This window comes from Actinoplanes sp. DH11 (assembly GCF_020873875.1).
Taxonomy (GTDB): Bacteria; Actinomycetota; Actinomycetes; order Mycobacteriales; family Micromonosporaceae; genus Actinoplanes.
This window is the reverse complement of the sequence record NZ_JAHWGU010000008.1, coordinates 259589-283726: the sequence shown is the minus strand read 5'-3', so window position 1 is coordinate 283726 and position 24138 is coordinate 259589. Positions and strand designations below refer to the sequence as shown.

General features: G+C 66.9%; 25 protein-coding genes. 12 read left to right on the top strand and 13 right to left on the bottom strand.

Annotated elements, in window-relative coordinates:
• Positions 1–59: 59 nt before the first annotated feature.
• Positions 60–1277 (top strand): MFS transporter, encoded by a 1218-nt coding sequence (locus LPA41_RS14510; protein ID WP_229070887.1) that lies wholly within the window; start codon positions 60–62, stop codon positions 1275–1277.
• Positions 1270–1746, top strand: coding sequence for a hemerythrin domain-containing protein (locus LPA41_RS14505; RefSeq protein WP_229070886.1), 477 nt, complete (start codon positions 1270–1272; stop codon positions 1744–1746). Before LPA41_RS14510 ends, LPA41_RS14505 begins: the two co-directional genes overlap by 8 nt.
• Positions 1747–1810: 64 nt before the next feature.
• Here the strand turns inward: LPA41_RS14505 and LPA41_RS14500 are convergent, their stop codons facing one another.
• Positions 1811–2434 (bottom strand): hypothetical protein, encoded by a 624-nt coding sequence (locus LPA41_RS14500; protein ID WP_229070885.1) that lies wholly within the window; start codon positions 2432–2434, stop codon positions 1811–1813.
• Positions 2389–3018 (bottom strand): globin domain-containing protein, encoded by a 630-nt coding sequence (locus LPA41_RS14495; RefSeq protein ID WP_229070884.1) that lies wholly within the window; start codon positions 3016–3018, stop codon positions 2389–2391. Before LPA41_RS14495 ends, LPA41_RS14500 begins: the two co-directional genes overlap by 46 nt.
• A 477-nt stretch (positions 3019–3495) precedes the next feature.
• On the opposite strand from LPA41_RS14495, the gene LPA41_RS14490 reads away from it, so the two are divergent.
• Entirely contained in the window at positions 3496–4686 is a 1191-nt protein-coding gene (locus LPA41_RS14490) for a molybdopterin molybdotransferase MoeA (RefSeq protein ID WP_229070883.1), read from the top strand.
• Between the two features lie 886 nt (positions 4687–5572).
• On the opposite strand, the gene LPA41_RS14485 is transcribed toward LPA41_RS14490, so the two are convergent.
• A complete protein-coding gene (locus tag LPA41_RS14485; RefSeq protein WP_229070882.1) occupies positions 5573–5803 on the bottom strand; it encodes a hypothetical protein in 231 nt (76 codons plus the stop codon).
• 938 nt (positions 5804–6741) lie between these two features.
• Between LPA41_RS14485 and LPA41_RS14480 the strand changes: the two genes are divergently transcribed.
• The 3 genes from LPA41_RS14480 (at position 6742) to LPA41_RS14470 (ending at position 8875) form a co-directional block, all read left to right on the top strand.
• Positions 6742–7011 carry a hypothetical protein gene (locus LPA41_RS14480; protein ID WP_229070881.1) on the top strand — a complete coding sequence of 90 codons (270 nt, stop codon included), beginning with the start codon at positions 6742–6744 and terminating at the stop codon, positions 7009–7011.
• Positions 7012–7021: 10 nt separating this feature from the next.
• Entirely contained in the window at positions 7022–8119 is a 1098-nt protein-coding gene (locus LPA41_RS14475) for a DUF6338 family protein (protein ID WP_308036557.1), read from the top strand.
• 183 nt (positions 8120–8302) lie between these two features.
• A complete protein-coding gene (locus LPA41_RS14470; protein WP_229070879.1) occupies positions 8303–8875 on the top strand; it encodes a hypothetical protein in 573 nt (190 codons plus the stop codon).
• A gap of 150 nt (positions 8876–9025) precedes the next feature.
• Here the strand turns inward: LPA41_RS14470 and LPA41_RS41895 are convergent, their stop codons facing one another.
• Entirely contained in the window at positions 9026–9508 is a 483-nt protein-coding gene (locus LPA41_RS41895) for a GNAT family N-acetyltransferase (protein WP_255689669.1), read from the bottom strand.
• A 182-nt stretch (positions 9509–9690) separates the two neighbouring features.
• Between LPA41_RS41895 and LPA41_RS14460 the strand changes: the two genes are divergently transcribed.
• Positions 9691–10659: a hypothetical protein gene (locus LPA41_RS14460; RefSeq protein ID WP_229070877.1), complete on the top strand. Its 969-nt coding sequence runs from the start codon at positions 9691–9693 to the stop codon at positions 10657–10659.
• A gap of 278 nt (positions 10660–10937) precedes the next feature.
• Here the strand turns inward: LPA41_RS14460 and LPA41_RS14455 are convergent, their stop codons facing one another.
• Genes LPA41_RS14455 through LPA41_RS14445 form a run of 3 tightly spaced genes read right to left on the bottom strand, consistent with a single transcriptional unit; the run spans position 10938 to position 14346 of the window.
• Positions 10938–11639 (bottom strand): aminoglycoside phosphotransferase family protein, encoded by a 702-nt coding sequence (locus tag LPA41_RS14455; protein WP_229070876.1) that lies wholly within the window; start codon positions 11637–11639, stop codon positions 10938–10940.
• Positions 11636–12445 carry a nucleotidyltransferase domain-containing protein gene (locus tag LPA41_RS14450; protein ID WP_229070875.1) on the bottom strand — a complete coding sequence of 270 codons (810 nt, stop codon included), beginning with the start codon at positions 12443–12445 and terminating at the stop codon, positions 11636–11638. The genes LPA41_RS14455 and LPA41_RS14450 overlap by 4 nt, the downstream gene beginning before the upstream one ends.
• Entirely contained in the window at positions 12442–14346 is a 1905-nt protein-coding gene (locus tag LPA41_RS14445; protein ID WP_229070927.1) for an ABC transporter ATP-binding protein, read from the bottom strand. Before LPA41_RS14445 ends, LPA41_RS14450 begins: the two co-directional genes overlap by 4 nt.
• Positions 14347–15101: 755 nt before the next feature.
• Here LPA41_RS14445 and LPA41_RS14440 point away from each other — a divergent pair.
• Genes LPA41_RS14440 through LPA41_RS14430 form a run of 3 tightly spaced genes read left to right on the top strand, consistent with a single transcriptional unit; the run spans position 15102 to position 17370 of the window.
• Entirely contained in the window at positions 15102–15992 is an 891-nt protein-coding gene (locus tag LPA41_RS14440; RefSeq protein ID WP_229070874.1) for a hypothetical protein, read from the top strand.
• Positions 15962–16456, top strand: a complete 495-nt coding sequence (locus LPA41_RS14435) for a hypothetical protein (protein ID WP_229070873.1) — start codon at positions 15962–15964, stop codon at positions 16454–16456. The genes LPA41_RS14440 and LPA41_RS14435 overlap by 31 nt, the downstream gene beginning before the upstream one ends.
• The gene (locus LPA41_RS14430) at positions 16453–17370 is read left to right on the top strand and encodes a phosphotransferase (protein ID WP_374238160.1); all 918 of its coding nucleotides are present in this window, start codon (positions 16453–16455) and stop codon (positions 17368–17370) included. Before LPA41_RS14435 ends, LPA41_RS14430 begins: the two co-directional genes overlap by 4 nt.
• Positions 17371–17463: 93 nt before the next feature.
• Here the strand turns inward: LPA41_RS14430 and LPA41_RS14425 are convergent, their stop codons facing one another.
• Positions 17464–18177, bottom strand: a complete 714-nt coding sequence (locus tag LPA41_RS14425) for a creatininase family protein (RefSeq protein WP_229070871.1) — start codon at positions 18175–18177, stop codon at positions 17464–17466.
• 434 nt (positions 18178–18611) lie between these two features.
• Between LPA41_RS14425 and istA the strand changes: the two genes are divergently transcribed.
• Positions 18612–19868, top strand: a complete 1257-nt coding sequence (gene istA, locus LPA41_RS14420) for an IS21 family transposase (protein ID WP_229070870.1) — start codon at positions 18612–18614, stop codon at positions 19866–19868.
• Between the two features lie 76 nt (positions 19869–19944).
• Here the strand turns inward: istA and LPA41_RS14415 are convergent, their stop codons facing one another.
• Positions 19945–20352, bottom strand: coding sequence for a hypothetical protein (locus tag LPA41_RS14415; protein ID WP_229070869.1), 408 nt, complete (start codon positions 20350–20352; stop codon positions 19945–19947).
• 9 nt (positions 20353–20361) lie between these two features.
• Positions 20362–21192 (bottom strand): IS5 family transposase, encoded by an 831-nt coding sequence (locus tag LPA41_RS14410; RefSeq protein WP_229070868.1) that lies wholly within the window; start codon positions 21190–21192, stop codon positions 20362–20364.
• On the opposite strand from LPA41_RS14410, the gene istB reads away from it, so the two are divergent.
• Positions 21191–22099: an IS21-like element helper ATPase IstB gene (gene istB / locus LPA41_RS14405; RefSeq protein WP_229070867.1), complete on the top strand. Its 909-nt coding sequence runs from the start codon at positions 21191–21193 to the stop codon at positions 22097–22099. The genes LPA41_RS14410 and istB overlap by 2 nt on opposite strands.
• A gap of 283 nt (positions 22100–22382) precedes the next feature.
• Here istB and LPA41_RS14400 read toward each other — a convergent pair whose 3' ends face one another.
• From LPA41_RS14400 to LPA41_RS14390, 3 genes are all read right to left on the bottom strand, one after another.
• Entirely contained in the window at positions 22383–22619 is a 237-nt protein-coding gene (locus tag LPA41_RS14400; protein ID WP_229070866.1) for a hypothetical protein, read from the bottom strand.
• Positions 22616–23523 (bottom strand): IS5 family transposase gene (locus LPA41_RS14395; RefSeq protein WP_374238159.1). Its coding sequence is split into 2 segments (ribosomal slippage): positions 22616–23149 and positions 23152–23523, totalling 906 coding nucleotides; the frame shifts between segments, so codons are not numbered across the junction. The genes LPA41_RS14400 and LPA41_RS14395 overlap by 4 nt, the downstream gene beginning before the upstream one ends.
• A gap of 133 nt (positions 23524–23656) precedes the next feature.
• Entirely contained in the window at positions 23657–24025 is a 369-nt protein-coding gene (locus tag LPA41_RS14390; RefSeq protein WP_229070865.1) for a hypothetical protein, read from the bottom strand.
• Positions 24026–24138 lie beyond the last annotated feature (113 nt).

The window sequence follows — 24138 nt, the reverse complement described above, 5'->3', positions numbered from 1 at the left end:
GACGGCATAGGTCCGGGACTGTTGACCCGTAAAGGAAATCCCTCTCAGCGGAGTGACTGATGGGCACACCTGCCACGACTTCCACGCCCAGCCGGGCCGGGCTGATGCTGACTCTGGCCACGGTCGGGTTCGCCGTGAACTTCTGGGCCTGGGCACTGCTCAGCCCGCTCGCGGTGCGGTTTACCGCGGCTCTGGACCTGACCTCGTTCCAGCAGGCGCTGCTGGTGGCCGTGCCGGTCGTGGTCGGCTCGATCGGCCGGATTCCGGTCGGCGCGCTGACCGACAAGTTCGGCGGCCGGCTCATGTTCCCGCTGGTGTCGCTGACGACCATCGTCCCGGTGCTCTACCTGGGCCTGTTCGGGCACGACTCGCTCGCCGCGCTGCTGATCGGCGGGTTCTTCCTCGGCATCGGCGGCACCACCTTCGCGGTCGGAGTCCCGTTCGTCAGCGCCTGGTTCCCGCCCCAGCGGCGCGGGTTCGCCGTCGGCGTGTTCGGCGCCGGTATGGGTGGCACCGCGATCAGCGCCCTGACCACCGTCAAGCTCGTCGACGCCGGCAGCACCGCCACGCCGTTCCTGCTCACAGCCGCAGTGCTCGCCGTGTACGCGGTTGTTGCCTGGCTGGTGCTGCGCGACGCCCCGAACCGGCCGGTGCCCACCGCGCCGCTCGCGCAACGCCTCGCCGCCACCCTCCGATTGAAAATCACCTGGCAGGCGTCCGCGCTGTACGCGGTGGTGTTCGGCGGCTACGTCGCCTTCTCGGTCTACCTGCCCGCCTACCTCAAGACCGCCTACGGGCTGACCCAGGCCGACGCCGCCAACCGGATGGCCGGTTTCGTGCTCCTCGCAGTGATCATGCGGCCGGTCGGCGGCTGGATCTCCGACAAGATCGCCCCGAGCCGCGTACTGGCGGCATCCCTGGGGGTCGTCATCGCCGGTGCCATCGTGCAGGCGTTCACCCCCGGCCTGGCACCCGTCGGCACGATCGCGTTCCTCGCCATGGCCGCCGCCCTCGGAGCCGGCAGTGGCGCCACCTTCGCCCTGGTCGCGCAAGTCGCCCCGCCGAACCAGGTCGGGTCGGTCACCGGTGTCGTGGGTGCGGCCGGCGGCCTCGGCGGGTTCGTGCCGCCACTGGTGATGGGGTCCATCTACGGCCAGTTCGAGTCCTACGCCGTCGGCTTGGCTCTGCTCGCCGTGGTCGCCTTGGCCGCCCTGATGCTGGACGTCCTGTCCGTAGCCCGCAACAGCGCACGAGGGGAGAAGGCCGCTCATGTGTGAATACTGCGGTTGCCAGGACGTCACCGCGATCGGTGACCTGACCCGCGAACACGACGAGGTCGTCGGCCTGATGGGCAAGGTCCGTGCCGCGCGCACCGCCGGCGACATCGACGAGATGGCCGCCGTCGCCCGCCAGATCGCCGACATCCTCGCCCCGCACACCGCCGTCGAGGAAGAGGGCCTGTTCCCGCTGCTTGCCGACGATTTCCCCGAGCAGGTCGCCGTCCTGCGCGCTGAGCATCGCCACGTCGAACACGTCCTCGTCGCGGCCGCCACCCGTACGCCGACGGACCCGGCCTGGCCGGGCGCCCTGCTCGACGTTCTGCAGGATCTGCGCACCCACATCCTCAAGGAGCAGGACGGGGTGTTCCCGGCCGCGCTGACCAGCCTCACCGGCAGCGACTGGGACGCCGTCGACGCGGTCCGGGACCGCGTCGGCATCCGCATCTCGCCGGCAGCGAGCCGATGACGCCGAACGCGTTACCGCAGCCGCGCGCTTCGCGGACGGCTGCGGTAGCTCGCGAGGTGCGCCGTCAGTCGGTGTCGGCCTGCCACAGATCGGGGCCGAACACCTCGTACTGGATGTCGCGGATGCCGACACCCCGCTCCAGCAGGGCACTGCGGATCGCCTGCATGAACGGAATCGGCCCGCACAGGTAGTAGACGGCGTTGTCCGGCAGTTCGATCGCGGACAGGTCCATGATGCCGGCGTGGGCGCCGGTGACCGGTAGTTCGCTGCCGGTGCCGTCCTCGAACCAGACGTGCAGAGCCGATTCCGGCAATCGGGCCAAGTCCTCGATCAGCTGCCGGCGCAGCGGGAACGACCGCTCGTTCGCGTCGGCGTGCAGCAGCGTCACCCGCAGGTGCGAGCCGGCCGCGACCAGATGCGAAATCATTCCGGCCATGGGCGTGACGCCGATACCGGCACTGATGAACACCACCGGCCGGCCACCGTCGTCGAGGACGACATCGCCGTACGGAACGCTCATCGTGAGCTCGTCGCCTACCCGGACCCGGTCGTGCAGGAACGTCGACACCTCCCCGTCGGGTTTCCCGCCACCGTGCACCCGCTTCACCGTGAAGTACCGGTGCTCGCCGTCGTCGGCACGGGTCAGACTGAACTGTCGCGGCTGGCGGACCCCGTCCGGCAGCAGCACGTTGACGCTGATGTACTGGCCCGGCAGTGACGTCTTGACCGGCCGGTCAAGACGCGTCGCATCACGAACTGCACGACGTCGCTCGTCTCCTGAATCTTCTCCGAGACGGCCCACTGCCGCCACACCCGCTCCGCGGTCACGCCGCGTGCGCTGTACAGGCCACGCTCCTGATGCATCAGGGCGTACGCCATCAGCCAGTACCCCTCGTCCCACGCGGCCGTCACCTCCGGCGTGACCGCGTCGCCGAGCACGTCACCGATCGCCCACATCAGGTTGTCCCGCACCACCTGGTACTGGTCAGGGCGGATCCCCAGCGACGCGTGCTTGTGCGCGATCCGGGTCAGCAGCCGCTCCGGCAACTGCTGCGGGTCCTTCACCAGCGCGGTGGCGAACACTGCCACCGAACCGGCCAGGGCCTTCGGCTGGCTGCCCTCGGCCTGGTTGCCCCGGTTGAACACGCCGTCCTGTAAGGCAGGGTGCTCGGCGAACATGTGGGCGTAGAACCGGCTGGCGATCTCCTCGATGTTTTCGCCGACGACGGGCAGTGTGGCCTCGACGATCGGCCGGGCCTTGTCAGACAGCACAGTGACCTCCCGGAGGTGGTGGGCGCACCTGCAAGGTGACGGATGCGCGCGGAGACGAGTCGGGCTGTGAAAGGCGTTTAGGACGGCACATGAGCCGTTTGCCCGCCGAGCCCGCTCGACAACGGAATGATCTTCCTGAGGGTATCCGGGTACCCTCATCCACAGATTGAAATCGTGCAGCTACCAACACCTGTGTTCGTGTCGGACCAGCTGGGAGGACTTGCACCTCACTTGGCGCAGTCCTTTCACGGGCTTCGAAAACCATCCCGGCGACCCGTGTGCTGATGCCACCTCCCGTCCCTACCAAGCTGGCCGAATAAGGGTCGCCAGAGCCGCTGGCCAGTCAACATTTGACACCGACACGCAAAAGGCGCCGTTACTGTCAGTATCGGATTGAGTGTTAACATGTCGACCCGACCACACGGAGAGCCGTTGAAAGCGACACCGCGGACGCCCGCACAAGTGCCCGATGCGGCAGTGATCGACCTGACGCCGGCCACCATGCCGAAGCGCCGGCAGGAACGGGGAATGCCTTGGGAACAGGCGTACGCGATCGCCCGTGACACGCCTTCCCCGCTGGCGCCGCAGACCACCGCGATCGGCGTGGCGTCCGGCAGAGTTCTCGCCGCTCCGATCCACGCCCGATCTGCGGTACCCGGATTCGACAACGCCGCCATGGACGGCTACGCCATCACCGGAGCGGGCCCGTGGACCATCACCGGCCGCGCACTCGCCGGGAAATCCGTCGCTCCCAGCACCTTGCGACCCGGAACCGCTGTTGAGATCGGCACCGGTGCCCCCGTGCCCGCCGGCTGTGAGGCAGTACTGCCATACGAAGCCTGCAATCGTGACGGGTCCGTGGTCGCCGGAACGGTCGGTCTTCGTCCTCACATCCGCCGCACCGGCGAAGACGTGCGACCCGGTGATCTCATCGTCGCGGCCGGCCGGATTGTGACGGCCACAGTCGCCGCAGCCGCAGTTCAAGCCGGCGTCGATGACGTGTCGACTCACCGACCACCCACCGTGACGTTACTTGTTACGGGCGACGAGGTGATCACGTCTGGAACACCAGGACCCGGCCAGGTCCGCGACAGCTTCACCGGGCTGGTTTCCGCCGTCACCAGCCGTGCCGGCGGCGTGTTGCATACCAGCCACACCGTGCGTGACGATCCGAACCTACTCCGTGCCGCGCTAGAAGACGCGGACACCGACGCGATCGTCGTCAGCGGATCATCGTCCGCCGGCGCCGCCGATCATCTGCACAACATCCTCGACGAACAACAGGCCACCTGGCACGTACGTGGAGTGGCATGTCGCCCCGGGCACCCGCAAGCGCTCGCCGTTCTCCCCGACGGGCGATGGCTGATCAGCCTGCCCGGGAATCCGTTCGCCGGCCTGGTCGCCGTCCTGACGCTGCTTGAACCGCTGCTGCGTACGCTGGCCGGTAAGCAGCAATGCCCGCTGCCGATCACTGCGGTGACCGGCACCGTCCCGGCAACGCCTTGCGGCGTTCGCATCGTCCCCATTCGCTTCGGGGAAGCCGCCATGCAAATCATCGCGACCAACGGATCTGCGGGACTGCACGGCGTGGCGGCAGCGGACGGCCTGGCGGTGCTCCCCGCTGACTGGAGCGACAGTAATTTCGCAACGATCCTCACCGTTCCATAACCACGCTGTGACTCACCTGCCCAAGAGCCAGATTTTTCTGGCCCAGCCGTGGTCACCCGCCGTGGACGATGTTTCGGCGATCGCTACTCGCCACCGGTTACTGTGCGTGCCGCTGACGAGGCTGGCGCCAGGCACGCCTTCAGTCGAATCGGCGTTGTAACGGCCGCGTTCTACGCAGAGTGAGTTGATAGCGTGGTGATCCGGTGGTGATCGGATGTTGGCGACCGTTTCATTACAGGCGCGGCTAAATCAGCACGTTCGAGCGGCGGTCATCGATTCTCCTGGCGGCTGAATCATGCACTCGACCCTGACCGGCGGAAACGCAAAGCCGCTCTGAGCTGGTAGCTTGTCTTCGGTACGGCTTTGAGCCCGAGGGGTAGCGGAGTGTACTCGTGACCACTAGGCATCTGACTACGGATCAGAAGGTTAGGGGTTCGAGTCCCTTTGGGCGCACAAACGATCAAGGCCGTGACCTGCGGAAACAAGGGTCACGGCCTTTTTGTTTCCCATTTTCGGCCTCCAGAATCCCACTTGCTGGGACCATGGCTATCGGGTGGCTATCGCGTGTTTTTCTGACTGACGATCCACAGTGGATCAGGGCATTGAGCTGCCCTTTCTGGGGCGCCGGCCCGGCCACATCTACCCGGCCATCCGACTACGGAGCGTAACCGCCGGTCAGGGTCAACCTCCGATTGGTGCCCCCGAGCTTTCCACTTTCGGGTGCTGGAGTGCCTCTTGCGTTCCGGTCGTGCTCTCTCCGTTCGGGCACCACGTGCAGGTGCGGTTGCAGCGGCGCGAGGTCTCAGCTCGACGTACCGCGGCAGGGGTATCGGCGCCGGCCGGTCCCCCGTCATCGGGTGCGTGGCGGGTGCTGCTGTCAGTGCCCTCATCGCTGCTGCTCCCCAGGTTCAGGCCCCGTACCGGAGCCACCGAATTGATCAAGAACGGCCTGCGCCCACCGGACGGGTTCGCAGGGAAACCACACCCACCGGCCCCACGCCAGCCGGCAGTGCACACACCAGCCGCCGCGCTCGGGCACGTGCGCCCGCAGCACCTCAGCGGCGACGTCCACGAGCGGGTCGCTCTGGCCGGCTTCGTCCGGGACGTCGTGGGTCACCGCCGTGCTCCTGCCTGCAGAACGGCGACGCTGTAGCCGGCCGCCGGGGGTTCGTTACGCACACCGACGAGGCCAGCGGTGCAGCGCTGTGCCCGTGTGCGGTGCCGCACCGGTTCCCCGGATCAGCTCGAATGCGTGCACCGTGTGCGGCGCCGCGCCGGGTGCCGAGCAATTGCGGCCGCGGCGTGCCGGGGACGTGGCGCGGCAACACCGGCGTCCACCCGGAACACCGCCGCGGCCTGCTCGAAGGGGCCGACACGGTGTCGGCCAGCGACCGGCACGCCGTGGCGGTGCACCGCCGGCCGTGTCTCACGTTGGCTTTTGCCGGGGCGGTGTCCGCCATCGCCTGCCGCCCCGCTGTTGAGGTGGATCAGCATCGCTTCGCCAACCCGGTTTGGGTGGAAGGGCGTACCCCGCAGCGCGCACACTGCCTGAGCCGCACGGCCACGCCGCGTGGGTACGCCCGACCCTTCACCCGCTACCCCGGCCCCAAGCGGCACCAAGCAACGGGGAGTCCGAGGATTCAGCTGGCTCGCGCCAGCGACGCCGCATGCTCCGTGGTGTCGTACCGAGCGGGGTCGTCGCCGTGCGCGGTGATCACGGCCGCGGCGTTGCGGTGTGGCCGGCACGGCGACGGGCCATCGCCCGCCGCGCAGCTACCGGCGCCGCCTTCGACAACTGGTCTTGCACTTCGCCGCCGTGCAGGAGGCCACCAAGGCCTACGCCCGTCGGGCCGTCGGGCCGTCGGGCCGTCGCTGCTAATGCTGAAGGCGCACGCCGACTCGAAGGGCGACCCCCGACTTCGGCCGGCTGCTCACAGACGGCCGGTCCTACCGCGTCGTCCCGACCGAGCCCGTCGACACGGCCTGGCACGTGTGGCTGCAACACACCGGGTCGTACCTGGCTGCCAGCAGATCGCGGAAGGATTCGTGCACCACGTGCCGATCCCGACCGAAGGCATGACGGACGGCTCCTCTATGGAGTACACCCGCCAGGCTTCGAAGGCGACCGGCTACTACATCGACCCCGAGTTCTGGGAATGCCTGGGGGTTGGTGTTGGCGGTCCGCGTTACCGGCGGGCCGTAGCGTTCGGCGGGGCGAGGTTCCGAGGGGGCACCGATGCCGCGCCGGTACACGGCGGCTTTCTGTTGTCCGGTCGGCGCCTCAACGATCGAGTTCGCCCCCGCGGTTTCGGCTGGCTGAGTTGATATCCGATCTGTGCGGCTGGTCGGCTGGGCAGAATGTCAGACCCGCCCGGCACAATCGTGTTCTCGACGGGGGATTCGTCTCCGTCAGGTGGAGGAGGAAACGTATGGCACATGCCAGAGAGACGCGCCAGCAGGGGGCCGGGCGCAAGACCTTCGAATCGGAGCGGAGTCAGAAGCTCAACGCCGCTGGTGCCGCTGCGATTCCGGTGGTCACCAGCAGCACGCCGCCTCCGCCGCCGGCACCGCCGTCCGGGGCGAAGGCGCCGACGAAGTCGTGATTCCCTCCACGCCGGTAGGTGTGGCGCTCCTGCTGGTCCTGATCGCTCCGGGGCTTGCTTACGTGCTTCGCCGGGAGAAGGTGGTACCCACCGGCCCTCGTACCGCCTTCCGGGAAGCGCTTCAGGTCATCTTCGTCAGCGTCGTCAGCTTGACCTTCGTCGGTCTGCTGGCGACGCTGGCGCGCGTCATCGCACCGGAGCACACTCCGAACGTGCGGGGCCTGCTGAGGGCCCCGGGGACGTTCTTCCGCGAACATCACGTTCACCTGTCGTGGTGGGCCTTCGGCCTCGTCACGGCCGCCACGATCGTTGCCTGGGCGGCGGCGGATCCCCGCGTGATCCGCAAGGTTGAGAGCGCGGTCAAGCAACGGCCGATCCGCTGGCTGACCAGCCGCAGCGATGAAGACATATCCGAGGTCACCACGTGGTGGCGGGCATTCGAAGACCTAAAACCGGCGGGCACGGGTATCACCACCGTAGGGGTCCTGCAGGACAACGGCTCCTACATCCAGGGCAGCCTGGTCTCGGCCACCGCCGGAGTTCTGGAGTACGACAAGCGGGAGTTGATCCTCACGGCACCGTTGCGGTACGTGACTGCCGACGGCGTGCACGAGCCGCTGACCGCGCAGATGGTCGTCATCGCGGGCCGGAACATCGTGCGACTGGACGTGACCCACCTACCCCAAGCCGCTGAGCCTGAAGAGCCGACCACGTTGGCCTGGCCAACCGATGAGGTCGTGTCGCCGCCAGCGCCGCGCAGCGGAGGTAGACGAGCCCGCGACCGCGTTCGGCGAGCCGTCCAAGAACTACGGAGCAGGGAACCGATTTGAAAATGACGGCGCCGGCGCCGCTAATCCTCGTGCGGTGAGCGCCGCGGTGAAGGCCATCCCAATGCGAATAGGTGAAGATGGGTGGCATATCTCGGGGAACATGGTGGGCGCGAGCGGCGAGTGAAAGGGCTCAAGTTGGCAAGATCATCACGGCGCGGTTCCAAGGCAGCCGATATTCGGACGTTGTCCAAGGTGCAGCGCGCTGAGATCTTGGGCAGGGCGGCACGGCTGATCGCCGAGGTGAACGCGGGTAGCGCCCAATGTTTCGAGGGCGTCGCGATCCTGGAGCGGTCGGCGAACCTCTTGGCGATCAAGGCGAATCCGGTCGCTGTCGCCCTCGCGGCGCAAGGACCGATCGGATCACGTGCCCTGGGAGATGCCGTTGACGGAGTTATCCCCGTTTTCGACGGCGGGACCGTGATGCGCTCGGCAGACCTCACCCGGTGGGCCGGCGCCGGTCACCTTGTCCTGCACGCGCCGCAGGCGGGGCTCCTGTTCGATCCCACTCTCAATCAGGTGAGCGCGGGAACCGGCTTTCCGACCGGCGCGTTGATCATGCCGGTCACTGCCGCTGACCTGGTCTCCGATCTCCAGTTCGAGATCAGCGGTGGGTGCCTGGCGTTGTACCGCCCGGTTCCCAGTGATCGCACCTGGACGACTGCCTACAACGCCGAGTACGCCCGACGTGGTGCCGACGCGATGGCGGTGACTCGCCGTGCCCTCGAACTGGAAGGCTTCGACGAGAACCTCGTGTGAAGCGCGGCAGTACGAGGCACGGCGAGCGACGGTGACCTCCGCGCCATAGCTTCTGCCGGCTGCATTTGGATCTCCCCGAAATCCGGCCAGCCTATGCGGGGTCGGGGCGCAGGGCCGGGCAGCGTGCGCAGGTTTCTTTGAAAGCGAATCCTAATCGCGTTTCGAGCGTCCGGATTGCAGGCGCTGGTCGGTCCAACTGGCCTTCGATCCGGTGGGGGTGAAGTCGTAGCTGGCCCAGTCGGCGATCGGGATGTAGCCGAGCCGGTGGTAGAGGGCGTTGCTGGTGGGGTTGGCGGCGTCGGTGAACAGGACGACATCCGTCGCGCCGGCGGCGAGCGCGGCTCGGCTGACCTCGGCTGTCACGGCGGCTGCGTAGCCGTGCCCGCGTAGGTGGGCCGGGGTGTAGACGGGGTCCACCCGGATCTGGCCGGCGACCATCGGGGTTACGCCGGCCATGGAGACCGGTGCGCCGTCCGCAGTCTCCCAGAACGTATAGCGCTTCTCGGCGAAGCGCGTACCGGCCCACGAAGCGGCGTCGATCGTGACAGCCTCCCCGACGTCTGTGGCGAACGATCGCCGGCCGCTTCTTGACCTGCATGCAGGCCGTATTCGCTTGGCGGTAGCTTCCAGCATTGATCAACTTGCTGGGCTGGCTCAGGAGCCAGCGATTCCCCTGAAGTGAACGAAAAGGTCACGGCATGACAGACGTCGCCATACTCGCCGCCGAGGCGTCGGAGACTCCTCTTTCCCCGGTCACATACTCCGATCAAGCTGCTGCCGAAGCATTTCGGACCCTGCTCTACGGCAACCCGTAAATGACGATGGTGAGTCGTTGGCGGGGCCAGAGCGAACAGCATCCCTTGCGATGTCACGCGGGCCATCTTGCCGATGCCCGCCCCGTCGAACTGCGCCGCGTCGTCAAGCTCAACTGCCCGGCGTGCGAGAGGTCGTGGATAGGTCAAGGCGACGCCGAGGCGATGCGAGTGCGGACCGTTGCGGCACACAAGGGCTGGAGGTTCACCCCTGGTGAAACCTGGAAAGGGCCAGACGCCGTCTATGCCGCCGAATGCGCAAACGGCCACCGGGCCCGAGTGAACGCCGCGTCCGAGCCGTGCCGGCGAAATGCCTGCGGGCGCCGGCGGGCAGCCTTCTATGTCGTGTCCAACCCGGATACCAAGCTGACCAAACTGGGCGTGACCGGATTCGACTACCGGTCTCGTCTTGACGACCACCACCGGGCCGGGCTCACTCATGTGAACATGCTGATCGTGACGCCGGCAGGCGGCATCAATGCATTCGACATAGAACGCGCGACACTCCGCACGCTCAAGACGGAATTCTTGATCGACTCCGTTCCCGGCAAGCGGGAGTACTTCGATCTATCCCGCGAGACTATAGACGGCATCGAGTTCATTGCGGATGACTACCGGCCCGGCTTGGGGGTATTTGCGTGGCGGCCGGACGATGCGGAACACGATCAGGCCGTCACCGACTACCAGACCCGCCAGCTGGTACGCAGCGAGCGGGTGCTGCCAGCCAGCGAGTGGTCACGTGTCCAGTTCGACCGTTGGTCCGGCATCAACGAACAGGAGATAGCCAACCGGTATCTCATCCGCACCGCCGAGAGCGGATGCATGCCCGATCGAGGTGCGCTGGCCGCCGCCGAACTGGCCGACCGGCGCAAGAGCTACGAGGGGAAAGACCGGGCTGCCGGATATCTCGCTAACGCCGGGTTGACTCCTGCCGACCTTCTCGACCTGGCCGAGCGCATGAAGCGGCTCTAGCCGCCTTCCCGGCGGCAACTGCGTGCGAGCACGGCTTCGTGCGGGCACCCCTGTGTACTCCATGCAACGCCTGGCCCTGGAGCGGGTGGAGGACCGCACCCCGCAACGCCGCCATCGTCGACACGAGCTACCTGCAGTACTGCCCGAAGTCCTGCCCCGCGCTGCTCTGCCGAGAGTCCAACTGTCTCACCCGTCTGCCGCGTTTCCAAGAGCGCCGACGGCGTCTAGCCTTCTCGGCTGGTGCCAGCATTTGTTCGGCGACCTTGAAAGGGTGCTTATCACAGCCGTAGGGCGGCGAAGTCGACGATCTGCTCGGCCCGGACGTCGTGGCCGTAGGCGCCGGTGAGCAGCCGCAGCCGGTCGGCCCGGTCGGGTTCGGTGTCCCAGCCGAACCCGACCAGATCCTCGGTGGGATGAAACGGCACCAGGTGGTGGGCCAGGTAGGCCAGGTCCCAGACGCGGTTGCTGGGCCCGGCGGTGTCCCAGTCGATGATGCTGGTCACGCGGGTGCCGTCGAGCAGGATGTTCCACGGCGCCAGGTCGCCGTGACCGATGCAGTCGATGACGGCGGGGACCGCGAGTTCCATCCGGTGCCAGCGCTCGGGTTCCGGGGCGACGAACCCCTGGGTGGCGTCGTGCAGATCCCGGACCGCGCCGGTAACGGAGATCAGGATTTCCTCGGAGCGCCAGGCGAGGGCGAGCGGCGGGTATCCGCTGTCTCCGGGCAGGTAGCCGAGGATTTCGCGGGTGCCGTCGGCTGTCGTCGCGTGCAGCCGGGGGACCAGCGTGAAACCCTGCCGCTCAAGATGGGCGAGCAGGGCGTGCACGTTGGCGGCGGCGGGACTGATCGCGCGTTCGAACGGGCCGTTGTGGTTCGGGAACCGGATGTTCAGCGCGTGCACCGTCGCCACGAGCGCGGTGAACGTGTCCGGCACCGGCGCGTCATCGGCGTGCGGCGGGGTCTCCTGACCGGCGGTCATGAGGTGGTCCCGGGTCCGGTCGGCGGTGTCCCTGCCGTCGTCGTGGCGAGTCCGGACCGGGAGGTCGTGGATTTCGGTGCGACCGCGGCCTGGTGTTCGGCGATCTCGATCAGCCGGTGCACGGCGGTGACCGCTGCCTCCAGCGACGAGCCCGTCATCGAGTCGACACGGGCCGCAAGCAGGCGCCGCAGCGCGGCGGCATCGCTGGCGTCTGCCGGATCGCGCAGCTGCCGGCGGATCGAAGCTTCCCACTCGTGATTGCCTCGGGCAAGGTATTTCGCGGCCAGCTGCACCAGCATCAGAACGGTCTGTGGCTGGTACGGGTCGCTATCTCGGGTGTCCCCGCTGAGGTACTGACTGATCAGCGGAAGAAAGCTCAGATCGCTGCGCGGTGGCCGGTCACCGCGCTGGAACAGCAGCCGGGCGGCGGCCGACATTGAGGCCGTCGCCGCCGGCCACAGGTAGAGGTCGACCAGGACCGGCAACCCCACCAGCTCGACGCACGCCGCCCGGTAGGCGCCGCCGGACGGCGCGTTTTTCGGCTTGTCGCGGGTATAGAGCACGCGGCCGGGCAGCCCCAGCCCTGCTACCGGATCCGCGAACACCGAGGGCGGCGCCGATCCGCCGATGGCCAGCACCAGGTCGACATCGCTGAACGCGTCAGCGTCGCCGCGCCCCAACGAACCTTCCACCCACACCGCATCCACGAACCGGTGCGAGGAAAAGACGTCGAGGGCCTGGATTAACCAGTCCGTACGGGCCTCCGTCAGCAGGGCGAGCGCGCCGTTGACGGCGGGCGGGTTCATGCGGCACCGGCATCGGATGCAACAGCGGACGGCTCACTTTGGTAGCCGGCCGCCTGCAGGGTGAACAACTGGGCGTACAGCCCGCCGGTGGCCATCAACTGCTGATGGGTGCCGGACTCGATCAAGTGCCCGTGCTCGAGTACGACGATGCGGTCGGCGTGGGTGACGTTGGCCAGCCGGTGGGTGATCAGGATGGTGGTGTGCCGGCCCTGCCGGCTGCGCAGCGCCTGGAACAAGGCGTCCTCAGCGCGTGGGTCGAGCGCCGACGACGGCTCGTCCATGATCAGTAGTGAGGCGTCGCGCAGGAAGGCGCGGCTGGCGCAGATGCGCTGCCACTGGCCACCGGACAGCTCCTGGCCGTCCTTGAACGTCTTGTCGAGCAGGGTGTCGTAGCCGTGCGGCAGGTCAAGGATCATGTCGTGCGCGGCTGCCCGTTGCGCTGCCGCCTCGATCCGTTCTGGGTCGGTGTCGGCGTCGATGTCGCCCATCGCGATGTTCGTCGAGGCGCTGAACGGCCACCGATGATGATCCTGCATGGCGACCGCGACCTGACGTCGAAGCCCGTCCGCGTCCCACTCACCGTAGGGGCGGCCGTTCCACAGGATCGCCCCGCTGGTCGGCTCGCGCAGGCCGGCGATCATCGCGGCCAAGGTCGACTTTCCGGAGCCGTTCTCCCCGACCAAGGCGATCGTCTCGCCCGCTCGGATGGTCAACGACACCTGGTCGACCGCGGGTCGATCCCGGTCCGGGTACTGCAGGCTCACCTCGCGAACCGCGAGCTCGACCAGCCCTTCTGGCACGGGATCCGGCGCGCGTCGACTTTTCGCAGCAAGATTCGGCAGGTAGCTCGCCGCGGTGGCGAGGAAACGGACGTACTCGTTGAAGAACTGACCGCTTGAGTACACCCGGTCGATCTGGAATGTCACCTGGGCCAGTGCGCGCTGAGCGGCCTGCACCGCGATCACACACGTGGTCGCCGCAGCGAGTGGAATTTGACCCCGCATCAGCAGCACACCAAGAAGCACGTACACCCCGGCCAGCGCGATGCCGCCGACGAGCGCGCCGACACTCGTCGTGGTGGTGACTCGCTGCGCCACCCGCAGTTCCTCGGCGATCTGCGCACCCATCACCTTGTCGTACAGCCGCAGCAGGAAGCGGCGCAGCCCGTACGAGCGCAGCTCCGCCGCCGATTCCCGTTCGGCCATCAGCCGCTGCAGCACCCACTGTCGGCGTCGCCGCGTCGAACTCGCCAGGAAGCTCTGGAATCGCACATGCCCGGCGCGCAGCGCGGCGTACCCGGCGGGAACCGTAGCGACCAGCAACGCGAGCAGCAGCAGCGGGTGCACGGCGACCACGGCCACCGTGACGGCGATCAAGCTGACCAGGCCGGCAAACAGATTCATGGTGGTCTGCACCAGGTCGATCGCGGCCTCGGTGCCGCGGGTCGCGCGTTCCATGCCCTCGGCAAACTGGTCATCGTCGAACGCCCGCAGCTCGACCGCGGTCGTGTTCTCGAACAACTCGCGCTCGACGAGCATGTGCACGCGCGGCGTCAGGCCGTTGAGGGCGTATCCGACCAGCATCCCGAGCCCGCCGCGCACCGCGGTGACCGCGGCCAGCCACACCAGGGCGGGCAGCGCCGCCCGCACACGGTCCGGAGTCGGGCCTCCGGCGAACAACTCGATCAAAATCCGCTGGGTAGCCAACAGCCCGAAAGCCGCCATCGTCCCGGCGCCCACGGTCGCCACGGCCACCAACGACGTACGCAGCCGGTCAGCTCGCCACGCTACCCGTACGGCGCGCCGCGTCAGTCCCGGCAGTTCGGCGAAGACGCCGAACACGCTGGCGTTCGCCCGGGCGCGTAGCCCGGTCTCCCACCAGCTCGGCCGGAACTCCGGCAGTACTTCTTGGGCAGCGCTCGAGTGGCCGCGCCCGGGAACGGCTTCTCCTGCTTCGTGACTGTCCGTTGTGGCACTCACCTGCTCGCTTCCTCCTGCCGGGTGGTCCGCTGTGTCAGACGTCAATCTGGGTGCAGGTGGCTGGTAGCTGGTCACGCCTTAGGGGTACCGGACCGTGGGGAGAGTCGGCTGTCGGGCACGCGACCTCTTACGTCGTTTCGGGCATCTGATTCGCACATATGAACGACTGCCGCGTGTCGCTGGCCGGAGCGGCAGCACCTGTGCCGGAATGTGGCGGCAACGACGACGAACGCAGACCGAAGTCTCGGTGATGCGCGTCGTGCTTGGGTAAGTCGCTGATGCAGATCGCGGGTATTGCGCGGACGCGACGGGATCGACGCCCGGCCGGATTGCAGCATCAACTGTGCTGTTCGGTGCAAGCATCGATGCCGAGCCACTCGGTCTCCGAATCGGGCGAGGCGTTGTTGTGTAGGTCCACGATCTGGCAACAGGCGTGGCCGGTGGAAGCCCATTCGCGGAGGAATCGAGGGGGAATTGGGACGGGAATTATTGGCCTGACCTGCTCATATTCCACTAGTGCACCGGCGGGCACTGCGCTGTGAACGGTTGGGCGTCAGCCCGATGACGTCGAAGCGTGGTTGTAAGGCGTCCGGTCCGCTGCCACCATAGGAGCCTTACCAACGCCGTGGATCGCCGTGGGAAGAAGCAGGATGACGGGCGCTCCCCGAGTACCGAACGTGCTGTTCCAACGTGCCCGGCGGCGGCTGGGTTACAGCCGCCAGGAGCTCGCCGATGCCGTGAACAAGCTGCTGCCACGGCACAGCCTCCTCACCGACAATGACATCGGAAAGATCGAACGTGGAGCGGTGACCTTCCCCCGCGAGGTTCGACGCCGCGCCCTACGCACCGTGCTCCAGGTGGCGGCCGACGCCGATATCGGTGTGATCGACACCCGACGCCAGTTGCATGACCGCCGTCCGCTCGCGCCGTCTTCCAATGCGGCCACGTTGGTCGCGGGCGATGCCGTCAAACCCGGCGGCCCGACCGTCGACCAGATCGAACAACCCCGATCGGCGCAGCCTGATGAGGCACGGCGCGGGCTACTTATCGCTATCGCGGCCGTCGCGAGCGGCGCAGGGCTGCTCGGCCTGTCAGTCAGCGATGCTCGGCGGCGTATCGGTAGGAGTGACATCGCAAGGATCGAGGCAGTCACCGCTCTCTACCGCTCGGTCGACTACGAGCAGGGCGGTGGAACGCTGTGCAGCGAGGTCGGACGGTTCGCCGATACAACCTCGGCGTTACTGGCACACGCGCAAGCCGGCAGCGAGATCCGAGCGCAGCTGCAGACGGCAGTGGCATCGGCTCGACAGCTCGCCGGCTGGACCGCCTTCGACGCCGGCTGGCACAGCGATGCCAGCAGGCACTGGGTGGCAGCCGAGCGCGCCGCAGTGGCCAGCGTGGATCTGGCGCTCGCCGCGCGAATCCGCTACTGCCAGGCCCGCCAGTATCAGCACCTGCACCACAATCAGGATGCCTCGATACGCTGCGTCTGGCCCGGGTGCAGCTCGGTAGTGCCGGCACTCCAGCACTGCTGGCAATGCTGCATGGTGCCGAAGCGGCTTCCCTAGCTGCTCTCGGTGATGACCATGGCGCGCAGCTCGCGCTGGATCGCGCCGCAGCCCATTACGAACACATCTGCATGGACCAGGAGCCGCCATGGATGCACTTCTACGACCAGGGGGAGCTGCTCGCCCAGTACGGTCGGGTTCATCGGGACATGGCGCGCCGCAACCGCCAGCACGCCGCCTCGGCGATCCTATGGACGCAAGCGGCAATCGCGGGGATGAGCCAGCAGAACGTGCGTAGCATCGTGCTCAACGAAGCCGGGCTCTGCAGTGCTCTGCTACTCGCCGGTGATACCGACCAAGCCCTTGCCATCGGCGGCGCGTTGATGACGCACGGCGCGCAACTGACGTCGTGCCGGGTCCACGACCGCATTCGCAATCTCGCACGCGACATTCCCGCCGATGCTGACAGCACTCTGGCCGACTTCCGCCACAGCGCAGCCCGGTTCGAGGTAATGACCGCGTGATGAGCGCCCCAACCAACGGCCGGTTCACCGAAGCTGCCATGCGCCGTATAGCAACACGGATCGCCGATCGCCTCGGGGTGCTCCACGACGACCTGACCCTGCTGCGACTGACCAACAACGCGGTGTTTGCCTTGCCGACGGTCGGGTTGGTGATCCGCATAACCCGCTCCCACCGGCTACGCCAACGAGTCGGCAAAGTCGCCGCCCTCGGCCGCTGGTTCACGACCGTTCAAGCACCAACCATCCGCCTCGTGGCCGACATTGAGCAGCCCATCGAAGAAGACGGTCTACTCGCCACAATTTGGGCCTACCTTCCCCCGCAGCCCCCGACGCCCACCGTTAACGAGCTCGGGCGACTGCTGAACGACTTCCACCGGCTCGGCGTCCCCTCGATTGCTCTGCCTGCGTGGGATCCGGTCGGTGACGCCCGCGCTCGCCTCGACGACGCTGAGGCGCTCGGCGAGCGGGACAAGGAGTTCCTCCTCCAGTGGTGCGACTCCCTGGCGCACCGACTCGGGGAGGCGGCATACGCGGATACACCGTTGCTGGTTCACGGCGACGCGCACGTCGGCAACGTCCTACGCCGCCAAGACGGCCAGCCGGTTCTCTGCGACTTCGACGCCACCTGCCTCGGCCCCTGGCAAGTGGATCTGACAGCGGTGCCGGTCGGCGAGGTCAGGTTCAAGCGCAGCAGCGGACACCGAGAGCTGACGAGAGCGTACGGGCGCGATGTCACCGCCGACCCGCACTGGCCCTTGTTTCGCGAAGCTAGAGAACTGAAGATGGTCGTCGCCGCCGTGCCGCTGCTCGCCTCGGCGTCGGGAGTCGCGCAGGAGTTCGCCACCAGGCTGCGTTCGGTGCAGCAGAACGACGGCGATGCCCGATGGATACCGTTCGCTGAGCTGCCCCGCTGATCGCGAACCATGTATGGGCGGCCTCTTTGCGAACGGCCCGAGCGTGGCAGGAGTTCGGTGCGGACGGGCGATCGACGGCCGCGTAACTGGCATTCAGGCTGCGTTGAGCTGGTGCAGGTGCTCACCGAAGGACGCCACAAGGCTGGCCAGAATCGCCTTGCCCTTTGCCGCGGTCCCAGCTGAGGGGCGGCCGATCACGCCGCTACTGGTGTAGGCCGCCATACCTTCGATCAGCAGGTGAGGCCGTGCATTTGACCGATGGTCGGCAGATTCGAAGCCGTCTCGCAGTGCGTCGGGCGTGACCGCTCGCAAGATGGACACCTCGAGTTCGCCGGCGTGCATGTCTTCATGGTCGTCCGTCTCGAGTGCGGCATCCTGACGTGCCTTCCGCCAGTCGTCTCGGCTCGGGAACAGAGTCATGGACTTGGGCGTCACCGCGTTCGCTGACTGGACCACGTTGCTGAGGAAGTAGTTGCCTCCGTGACCGCTGATGATCGCCAGCTTGTCGATACCCTGAGCGGAGAGGCTGGCCACCACGTCGTCGATCATTGCGCTGACGGTGCGGTGGCTCAGGCTGATAGTTCCTGGCCACGCCGCATGTTCGTGTGAGCAGGACATGGTGATCGGGGGCAGGACGAGCACGTTGTACGACGTTTCGAGTTCGCCGGCGATGGCTGACGCGACGATCGTGTCGGTGGCTAGGGGAAGGTAGCGGCCGTGCTGCTCGAAACTGCCGACGGGCAGAACCGCTATGCCAGGTTGGCGATCTCGGATGTCCGCCGTTGTGGCAAGGGTGATCAAGTCCATGATTCCGATACTGACAGTTGAGTGGCGACGGCTGCGTTGTGCTGCTGGAGAAATCTGTCGACGAGGTCAAGACGACGATGCGGTCTGAGCGTCACAGCGACGGGGAGCAGGGCTTGCGTAACGCGTGCGGAGTCTGCCGCCCGGGACAACGCGAGCGCCTGCAACGCCGCCTCAGCGCTCTTCTCCGGTTGGCGTGACGCGTGGGTCTCTGCGAGATAGGAGTACCAGATTCCGAGGTCAACCGATCCGGCTGGCTGTTCGTCCGCGAGGACGTCCGTCAGAAGCGCCGCTGCTTCCTGATGGTTTCCCAGCAGGTAGTGGCAGCGGGCTCGAATCCCGTCGATGTACCGCACGTCGCAGTGTCGCCGCTTCCTGAAGAGTGACCCCGTAGGGATCCGCGAGAGTTAACCCCCTCCTCCTTGATCTTGGAAGGGGTGCTGAAGGTGGAGGATTGGGCTGAGATCCGGCGGCTGCATCGAGCCGAGGGCGTGCCCATCAAGGAGATCGCTCGGCGGCTGAAGATCGCTCGGAACACGGTGCGGTCGGCGTTGGCATCTGACCGGCCGCCGAAGTACGAGCGGGCGCCGCGCGGATCGGTGACCGACGCGTTCGAGCCACGGGTGCGCGCGTTGCTGGTCGAATGGCCGCGGATGCCAGCGCCGGAGATCGCCCGCAGGGTTGGCTGGCCGCATTCGCTGAGCCCGTTGAAGAAGCTGTTGACGCGGATCCGGCCGGAGTATGTGGGCGTGGATCCGGTGGACCGTGTGGTCTATGAGCCGGGCCGGTTGACGCAGTGTGACCTGTGGTTCCCGGAGCCGCGGATCCCGGTCGCGGCCGGTCAGGAGCGGATGTTGCCGGTGCTGGTGATGACGTTGGCGTTCTCCCGGTTCATGACCGCGGTGATGATCCCGTCGCGGCAGGCCGGGGACATCCTGGCCGGGATGTGGCTGCTGATCCAGGGCGTCGGCCGGGTGACCAGCACGCTGCTATGGGACCGGGAATCAGCGATCGGCGGGACCGGGCGGGTCAGCGTCCCGGCGGCAACGTTCGCCGGCACCCTCGCCACCCGGATCCAGCTGGCGCCGCCACGGGACGCGGAGTTCAAGGGCATGGTCGAACGCGCCAACGGATTCCTCGAGACCTCGTTCCTGCCCGGCCGCACGTTCGCATCACCGGCCGACTTCAACGCCCAGCTCGCCGAGTGGCTGCCGTTCGCCAACGCCCGCACGGTCCGTTCGATCCAGGGCCGGCCGGTCGACATGCTCGACGTCGAGTATCCGTCGTTGCTGGTCCTGCCGCCCACGGCACCGGCGGTCGGACTCCGTGAACGAGTACGGCTGGGCCGTGACTACTACGTGCGGGTCGACACCGTCGACTACTCGGTCGACCCGCGAGTGATCGGCCGGTTCGTCGACGTCACCGCGACCTTGGACACCGTCGCCGTCCACTGCGACGGCCAGCTCGTCGCTTGGCATCAGCGGTGCTGGGCCAAGCAGGCCGTGGTCACCGACCCGGTTCACAAACAGACCGCCGCCGCACTGCGGCAGGAGTTCGCCGAGCAACGCCGGCGGCGGCAGGCGGCGACCCGCTACCACGCCGACGGTCATGCCGTGAGCATGCGGGCCCTGCCGGACTACGACGCCCTGTTCGGCGTCGATTTCAACCCACCGTCGGAAGCGAGTAACCAGTGAGCACAGCGACGAAGAACAAAACACCAGCCCAGGCTGCGTCCGGTGACGGGCTCCCATCAGAGGACGTTCCGGGAGGTTAGGTCCGTTTCTGGATCAGGGCGAAGATTCCCGGCTTGTCTTCGGTGACGACCTCGCGGTTGACCAGGCGTTTCAGCTTCGCTCGGGTGCCTTCGACGTTCTTCGGTAGGGGCTCGATGTCGAGGGCGAGGCAGACGTCCTTGGCCCGCATGCCGGCGGTCGCGGTGGTGAGGACCGCGAGGATCTGCTGGTAGGCGGAACTGACGATGGTCGGGTCGTCGGCGGTGAACTCGGTCGCAGCGAGGTGTTGCAGCATGCTGCGGGTGGTCGCCAGGTCGGCCAGTTCACGGTCGATGCGGCCCAGTTCGCCCGAGAGCAGGGTGATCTGCTCGCGCAGCCGCCCGGCGGTGGCGGCCGCGGTGGTCTCGCGTTCGCCGATGAGGGTGAGGATCGTGTCGAGGTGCACCGGGCCTGCCTATCCGTGTCGCCAGGTCGGGGTGGTGGTGCCGGTCAACCGGCGGACCATGGTCGCCATCGACGCCCACAGAGTTCGCGATACCGATGACTCCGGGCGGCTCTCGTATTCGCGGGCCAGGCGGCGGTGCAGCATCAGGGTGCCGTAGACCTGCTCGACGATCCATCGCTTCTTGACCGGCACGAACCCCGGCTGGGTGTCGGTACGTTTGACGACCTGCACGTCGATGCCCAGCACGGCGCCGTGCACGCCGACGTCCTGCTTGAACCCGGCATCGACCCAGGCCACGGTCACCGTCGGGCTGTGCTCGGCGACCTTGTCGAGGAGCTTGATGCCGATCGCGTTGTCGGTGACCGACGCGGCGGTCACGACCACGGCGATGATCAGACCGAGGGCGTCCACGGCCAGTCCGCGTTTGCGGCCCGGCACCTTCTTGCCGGCATCCTTGCCGGTGGTCGCCGCGGGGACGTGGTTCGCGGCCCGGATCGACTGGGTGTCGACCGCGACTGCGGTCGGATCCTCCCGCCGGCCGGCCCTCTCCCTCGTCTGGCATCGCAGCAGGTCATGGATCACCTGGTCGGTGCCGTCGTCACGCCACAGGGCGAAGTAGTAGTAGGTCGCGGACTTCTGCGGCAGGTCGTGCGGCAGATACGCCCACTGACAGCCGGTCCTGGTCTGGTAGAGGATCGCGTTCACGACCTCCCGCAGATCATGCTCACCCGTGCGGCCGGCTACCGAAACGCGCGTGGACCGCCAGGCTTCCAGGAACGGGCCGAGCAACGCCCACTGCTCATCAGTGACGTCGCTGGGGTACGACTTTCGATCACCCATGCCCAGCCAACGCCGCAGCTACCGGCACCGTCATGACCGGGATTCATCTTTCACACCATCGAGCGATCACTATCTACAGCGAACCCACAGAACGATCTCCAAACGGACTCAGCGTATAGATCAACCCGAAGGATCTCGAACCACCCTCTCACTGATCGGCTATCTGACCCGGGTCCTCAAGACACCCACGATCGCAGCGTTCTGGGAGGAACTGGCCGTCCAGGCCCGCGAGGAGAACTGGTCGCACGAGGAATACCTGGCCGCGGTGTTGCAGCGGCAGGTCGCCGACCGGGAGTCCAAGGGCACCACGATGCGCATCCGCACCGCCCACTTTCCGCAGGTCAAAACCCTGGAAGACTTCAACCTAGACCACCTGCCGTCACTGCGCCGCGATGTCCTGGCGCACCTGGCCACCGGCACGTTCGTCGCCAAAGCCGAGAACGTGCTCCTGCTCGGCCCGCCCGGGATCGGCAAGACCCACCTGGCCATCGGCCTGGCCATCAAAGCCGCTCACGCCGGCTACTCGGTGCTGTTCGACACCGCCAGCAACTGGATCACCCGGCTCACCACCGCGCACCAAGCCGGACGGCTCGACGCCGAGCTGAAGAAGATCCGCCGCTACAAACTGATCGTGGTCGACGAGGTGGGCTACATCCCCTTCGATCAGGACGCCGCCAACCTGTTCTTCCAGCTCATCGCCTCACGCTATGAGCAGGCCTCGATCATGGTCACCTCAAACCTGCCGTTCGGCCGTTGGGGCGAGACCTTCGCCGACGACATCGTCGCCGCCGCGATGATCGACCGCCTCGTCCACCACGCCGAGGTCCTCACCCTCACCGGCGACTCCTACCGAACTCGCCACCGGCGAGAACTCCTCGCCAGAGAAACCCGCACCAAACGCTCATAACCACAGGTCAGGGGGTCAACTTTCCCGAACCCACACAGGGTCAATTTTCAGAAAGCGCTGACACGCAGTGCCGGGCGATGTGGTCCTGCGGCGATGTCGAAGCGGTCTTCACACTTTGATGAGCGATCTCCAAGGCCTCCAGGCCTGACTCGTTGCCGGCTAAAGACAGGCCGTCGGCCAGCCTCGTCAGGCACAGTGCTTGAGTGCGGGTCGGGAGAGGGCCGTATTGCAGCGCCTTGCGTGACAGGGCCACTGCGGAGGTGGGATTGCCTGCATCGAGCGCTTACCGGCTCTGCCGCATGAGTACGTACACCTCCACCACAGCATCGCCGGCGGCTTCCGCGCGGTGGCGTGCTCGACGCAGCCAATCGTCGCCGGGAATGCCGTTGTTAGCGCATATCCAGCTCATGAACTCGGACCAGCGCGCATCTGCGACGGCGAGTGGTCCGGCCAGTTCGGAGTCCTGCCGGCGGAGCGCTTCCAGACTCTGCATCTGCTTAGAGCGCGTCTGACGGATCATGGTGAGCTCCGGTCGGGTTTCGCGCGGAGCCAGATCATGATCGAGGCGATGGTTACCGTTGCCTCGTAACGGTCTTTGAGCTTGTCGTACCGGGTGGCGACGGCCCGGAACTGCTTGAGCCTGTTGAAGGCCCGTTCCACCTGGTTACGGTCCTTGTACCGCTGTCCGTTGAAGTTCGGCGGCCGTCCACCCCGGGATCCCTTACGAGCGCGGCTTCTGCGCACATCATCGCGTTCCGGGATGGTGTGCGGGATCCGCCGGGCTCGCAGTGAACGCCGGTTGGCCTTCGACCCGTACGCCTTGTCCGCAGTCAGGTGATCAAGCCGTTTGCGGGGCCGGCCGATGCCTCCGGGCCGGGCCACCGCAACGTTGTCCAGCAGCGGCACGAGTTCCTTGGTGTCGGAGGCCTGTCCGGGTGTGAGCCGCTTGACCAGGCTGCGCCCACGTCCTTCGGCCAGCAGATGCAGTTTGGTGGTCAGTCCTCCTCGCGAGCGACCCATCCCTTGGGCTGCCCGCGAGTCGGCCGGACTCAGCCCCCTTTACGCGCCCCGGCGGCGTGCTGGTGCGCCCGGACGATGGTGGAGTCGACCTGCGCGCGCCAGTCGAGATCGCCGTCGGCATCGGCCTGCGTTTGCAGATGCCGCTCGATGCGCGCCCAGGTGCCGTCCTGCTCCCACCGGGAGAAACGGTCGTAACATGTCTTCGCCGGACCGTACCGCTCCGGGATCTGATCCCACTTCGCGCCGTTGTCGATCCGCCACAGGATCCCGTTGATCACCTGCCGGTGATCACGCCACCGGCCACCCCGCTGCGGTGCCATGGACGGCAACAACGGTTCCAGCCGCTCCCACTCCTGATCAGTCAGATCACCAGCCACAACACGCCAACGATCGACCACAGTCATCCGTGATGATCCGTCAGATGCGCTCTAGCCGCCAACGGCCGGACGGCGTTCCATCCCAGGGATTCAGCCAGTGACGCAAGGTTGTCCAGCAGGACCAGCCATGGACCACTCACCGGTCCGCCGACAGCGAAGGCTACAAGCGGATCAGCGCCTTCCGGTAGACCGACATCGTCGAAACGCCCGGCAGCGAGCGAATCCGCCGGCGGTGTGAACTGCTCAATGCGCTGTGTGGAAGTGCCGGACCCAGCGAAGATGGCACGGGAATTGACGAACCCAGTTCATCATCGGTCGCGGCACCAAGAACTTTTCTGAGTGCCGCGCGACGCTCGGAGCCCGGCCAGGTAACCACGCCTCTTTCGATCTTGCCGATGTCGTTGTCGTTCATGGAGTACAGACGCGGCAAATGCTGGTTCGCCGCGTCTGCGAGTGCTTGCCGCGTGAATTGAAGGCGTGTGCGCGCCACGCGGAACCGTTCATTGCGCTGAGGTTCGGTTCGCGCCACCGCCGCTCCTTCCCGGTCCGGATGGCGTCGGTCACAGTCCGGAAATGGTCCCAAAGACCATGCGAAGGGCACAACCCGTCGAACAAGGAGGGCTAGTGGCGAGGCGTGGTGCG

Excerpts from the sequence above, each read along its gene's own strand:
- LPA41_RS14510 (WP_229070887.1), top strand. The coding sequence starts at position 60 with ATGGGCACACCTGCCACGACTTCCACGCCCAGCCGGGCCGGGCTGATG.
- LPA41_RS14505 (WP_229070886.1), top strand. The coding sequence starts at position 1,270 with ATGTGTGAATACTGCGGTTGCCAGGACGTCACCGCGATCGGTGACCTG.
- LPA41_RS41895 (WP_255689669.1), bottom strand. The coding sequence starts at position 9,508 with ATGCTGGAAGCTACCGCCAAGCGAATACGGCCTGCATGCAGGTCAAGA.
- LPA41_RS14460 (WP_229070877.1), top strand. The coding sequence starts at position 9,691 with ATGACGATGGTGAGTCGTTGGCGGGGCCAGAGCGAACAGCATCCCTTG.
- LPA41_RS14455 (WP_229070876.1), bottom strand. The coding sequence starts at position 11,639 with ATGACCGCCGGTCAGGAGACCCCGCCGCACGCCGATGACGCGCCGGTG.
- LPA41_RS14450 (WP_229070875.1), bottom strand. The coding sequence starts at position 12,445 with ATGAACCCGCCCGCCGTCAACGGCGCGCTCGCCCTGCTGACGGAGGCC.
- LPA41_RS14435 (WP_229070873.1), top strand. The coding sequence starts at position 15,962 with ATGCTGCATGGTGCCGAAGCGGCTTCCCTAGCTGCTCTCGGTGATGAC.
- LPA41_RS14425 (WP_229070871.1), bottom strand. The coding sequence starts at position 18,177 with ATGGACTTGATCACCCTTGCCACAACGGCGGACATCCGAGATCGCCAA.
- istB (WP_229070867.1), top strand. The coding sequence starts at position 21,191 with ATGCCCAGCCAACGCCGCAGCTACCGGCACCGTCATGACCGGGATTCA.
- LPA41_RS14410 (WP_229070868.1), bottom strand. The coding sequence starts at position 21,192 with ATGGGTGATCGAAAGTCGTACCCCAGCGACGTCACTGATGAGCAGTGG.
- LPA41_RS14400 (WP_229070866.1), bottom strand. The coding sequence starts at position 22,619 with ATGATCCGTCAGACGCGCTCTAAGCAGATGCAGAGTCTGGAAGCGCTC.